The 4150-nt window shown below is 54.4% G+C and carries 2 protein-coding genes; one reads left to right on the forward strand and one right to left on the reverse strand.

What is annotated here, in order from left to right:
- Positions 1–2412: glycosyltransferase (locus HKD31_RS15700; protein WP_194265697.1), on the forward strand; the 2412-nt coding region annotated here is incomplete at its 5' end.
- Between the two features lie 291 nt (positions 2413–2703).
- On the opposite strand, the gene HKD31_RS15705 is transcribed toward HKD31_RS15700, so the two are convergent.
- Positions 2704–3894 carry an AGE family epimerase/isomerase gene (locus HKD31_RS15705; protein ID WP_194265698.1) on the reverse strand — a complete coding sequence of 397 codons (1191 nt, stop codon included), beginning with the start codon at positions 3892–3894 and terminating at the stop codon, positions 2704–2706.
- Between the last annotated feature and the right edge of the window lie 256 nt (positions 3895–4150).

Below are 4150 nucleotides of genomic sequence, written 5' to 3' on the forward strand. Positions count from 1 at the left end.
CATACTCAATCGCTTCACGGCGCTCGGGGTCCCCCTCACACAGCCTGTCACGTAAGACAAAGTCCTGAATGGCTTCGGCACGCACAATGGACGAATTGTGCAACAGAGCCGTATGAGGTCATTATTGCGGATGACCGTCCGTCTCGGCCGATTGCTTCCCTTCTGGGCGCGAAGGGTGCGGTACAGATCATCAATACCGAGAATCTCGGTTTTCTCGGTAACAGCAATACCGCCGCGCGACGGGCGCGGGGCCGCGAATTGATGTTCCTGAACAATGATACGACCGTCGGGGACAACTGGCTGGCTCCGATGCTGTCGGTCATGAAAGCCGACCCCTGTGTGGGCGTCGTGGGCTGCAAGCTTCTGAACGGTGATGGCACCGTGCAGGAGGCAGGTGGAATCATTTACGGAACTGGCTGGGGCGACCCGTTCGGGAAGAATGACCGGGCCGATCGTGGCTGCTACAATTACGTCCGTGAAGTGGATGTGGTGACGGGGGCCTGTTTCCTTGTCCGTCGCCATCTGTTCGAGAAAATGGGCGGGTTCGACGGCCGTTATGCTCCGGCTTTCTACGAAGAGTTCGATCTTGCCACCAGCATCCGGGATGCGGGGTACCGGGTCGTGTATCAGCCTGCGAGCCGTGTCCGTCATCATGGTAGCGCCTCCTATGGCACGGAGATGCGTGACCGGCAGACTCTGAAGAACCACGCGACCTTCTGCCGCAAGTGGCAGACGCTCCTGGCGACGCAACCCGCGCCTGACACGTCCAGTTTCCTGAGTCGCGAACGGCCGTCTCCGCGGGGCATTATCCTTGTCATTGATGACAAGGTGCCGGAATATGACAAACATGCCGGAGCGGTCACGCTGTTCCAGTACCTGCGCCTCATGCGGGAGCTGGGGCTGCGGGTGATCTATGCCCCGCAGGACGGCAAACCGCTGGAACCTTACACGTCTGCTCTCCAGCAGCTTGGCATCGAGGTCCTTCACGCGCCGGACCGACTGGACCGCTGGCTGAAGGCCTATGGGCTTTACGTCGATTTCATCTGGACGGCGCGGCCGGATGTGACATTTCCGATCCTGTCGCAGCTTCGGCGCCATACCGGTGCGCCAATTCTGTATTACACTCATGACCTGCATTACCTGCGGGAGATGCGCCGCTACGAATTGGAAGGTAGCATCTGGGCGCTTCAGGAATCCCAGCGGCTCAAGCCGATGGAACTGAAGATCTTTGATGTCGTGGACCATGTCCTGACGCCAAGCAGGGAAGAAAAGCGCGATATCCTCCACGAGGTGCCGCATGCAAATGTCACGGTCGTACCGCCCTATCTGTTTGGCGACACGGACCTGACAGATGCGCCGGCCGATTTCGGAAGCCGCACGGATCTGATTTTCGTCGGGGGCTTTGACCATACGCCAAATGTGGACGCAGCGGTCTGGCTGGGTCAGGAGATTATGCCTCTGGTCTGGGAGAAGCATCCGGACAGCACGTTATGGATCGTCGGGAACGTGCCACCGCAGACTGTACAGGCGCTGGCATCGGAGCGGGTAAAGGTAACGGGGTTCGTGCCGGAACTGGAGCCTTATTTTGAAAAGGCGCGCGTCTCAGTCAATCCGCTGCGTTACGGGGCCGGAGTCAAGGGTAAAATCGTCACATCCTTGCAGGCGGGTATTCCGGTTGTCACGACCGCCTGCGGCAATGAGGGTATCCAGCTTGAGGATGGGAAAGAGGCACTGATTGCTGATAAGCCAGAGGATATCGCGCAGGCAGTCATCTGTCTTCTGGATGACGAAGCCCTGTGTCGGACTCTGATCCGCTCGGGTGCGGAGGTCGTGCGGACACGCTTTTCCGCCAGCCGGGCGCGGGAGATCCTGCGGAGTATTCTGGGAGATGCGCTGTGTCCGGTTTGTGGCAGCCGTCCGCGGCAAGGGCGTCACGCAGAAGCCGACTGGCGCCTGGGACTGCACTGCACGAACTGTGGGGTGGATAATCTTGGAGCCGGTGTGGCGCAGGTCGTGGTGGCGCCGTGGCATCGACAGCGTATCAACACGATGCGCGAAGCACTTCCATATTTGCAGGATCTGCGGATTCACGAATTCGGCAGGGGCGACGCGTTTCGCGCCGTGCTATCGGCACTGGACGGATATACCTGTTCTGAAAAACCTATCGACAGGCTGCTTTATGAAGATAGCCTGATCGACCTGTTCCTCAATCCTGGGGGCCAAATGCAGGACCTGCCGACACTGCATCGTATTCTGAAGCCAAACGGTAAATATATCTGCGCGGTTCTGAAGCAGGTGAATGAGATAGCGCAGTCCCTGAGGGAAATTGGCTTTCAGGTTACAATTCATAACGTCGATATGTCCGACAGCGATGAGACTTCTCTGCAGATCATTGAAGCCATTCGGACCTGAGACAGGTTTCGTAAAGAGACCATGAAAATAGGTTGGGCAAGCCGCTCTTTTCAGTACTGAAATCAGAAAGAGCAGCTTGCCCAGTCCGATATCGATCCGGAGCGACTGGTCTTCATTGACGAAACCTGAGCCTCCCCGATTATAGGGCGGCACTATGGACGATGTTAACTGCGCCTGGTTGATGCGCAGTTTCTGGAGATTCGTACTGGACGGCTCACGACAGATGATATGGCCTTTACATTTCGGAAACGGAATTGTCCTTTCAAATCTTCAGTCGCGTTCAATTCGTTCTTATTTTCCTTTAGATCCTGATAACTGACGCGCTGCTCCGTAGATATGATAGAGTGAACTGGCGGGCATATAATCGACTAGAGGCGTACCTGCTTCGTCAAAACGATCAATCCAGCCGCCATTCAAATGGGCTGGAGTAAACCGTTTCAGGAAACTCGCTCCCAGGCTGGCTACGCAAATATCGTCCGCCATGCCGAGCTCCCGACGTTTACAAAGCAATCGCAGGAATTCAGTTTGTGGCCAGATCCGAACTGTTTTCTCAAAGAGAACACCATCTTCTGTCATCGCATCAAACACAACGCCTGATTTCAAATCTATTCCATGACGGCATGCAGACTGAAAAAAACTTTCTGCGACTTCTGAAAGGCCTGATTTGTCTTTATCTGGCGGTGAGACCAGACGCTCGTATTCGCTAAATAGCCAAGCCCACTCAAAAAGATGTCCAGGTTCAACGCGATTATGGGATGCAGCGCTTGCGGGTTTCCATGAAGAAATGAAGAACTCAAGTAACATACCTGATCGATTGTCGATCAGATGGTTACGAGCTAGCGTAATGAGGTTGTGCAGCTTATCGAGATAATATTCGTCTCCTGTAACCTCGAAAAGCACCAGATAGGCTTCGAGAAGATGCATATGAGGATTTTGTCGACGTAAGGAATCTGCAGGTGGTACAGTATCAATATAGCCTGCATCGGGTGCGGAAAATATTTGCTCGGCTTCTTTAGCTGTCTGACTAGCGATTTTACGATATTTTTCTTCTCCAGTCAACCGGATTGCCCAGCCGTAGGCAAAAAGAATAAAAGCATGTGCGTAAAGATCGCGTTGACGACCAGCAGGGCGCCCATCCGGCGCAAGCGAAAAGATCCATCCTATATCACCGTCTCTGCCTCGATATTGTTTCTCAACCGTATCGAGGCAGCGCAATGCCTGTGTAGAAGCGTCGTAATATCCGTCGAGCGCCGCGCGGCAGTAAGTGGAAATCTGCCGTGCCTGAACCATTAGGCGCAGTTCACTCATTTGGACAGAACATCCGTCCCAATCAAGTCGTTCATGGTATAGACCACGCGCTACGTCAAAGCCTGCATCGCTCCATAGGGGAAGCGCATGAACTGTCAGCCATTCCGTCCAAGCCAGCTGAGAAGGTGCTGTCCTTGCTTTGGGAGTAGAGAAGAGAGAGGCATCAACCGCCATGCATATATCCTTGAAAAAATTGTTGAGTGAAGAAGAAATCTGAAGTGTAGGGGCATTGATAGCTGACTGCGCTTAAGTGTTGAATAGAGGTGGTCCCCATTTTTCGGACAGGGCGATAAGCTATCATCTGGCCTGAACGAGGACAGGTTTTATGGGCAAGGTTACGCGGAAACGGTATGCGGCAGAGTTCAAGTCACGGGTTGCGCTGGAGGCGATCCGTGGGGAACTGACGCTGGCGGAACTGGCTTCGAAACAT

Origin of the sequence: Gluconobacter potus (assembly GCF_015244705.1) — a bacterium.
GTDB classification, from domain to species: Bacteria; Pseudomonadota; Alphaproteobacteria; order Acetobacterales; family Acetobacteraceae; genus Gluconobacter; species Gluconobacter potus.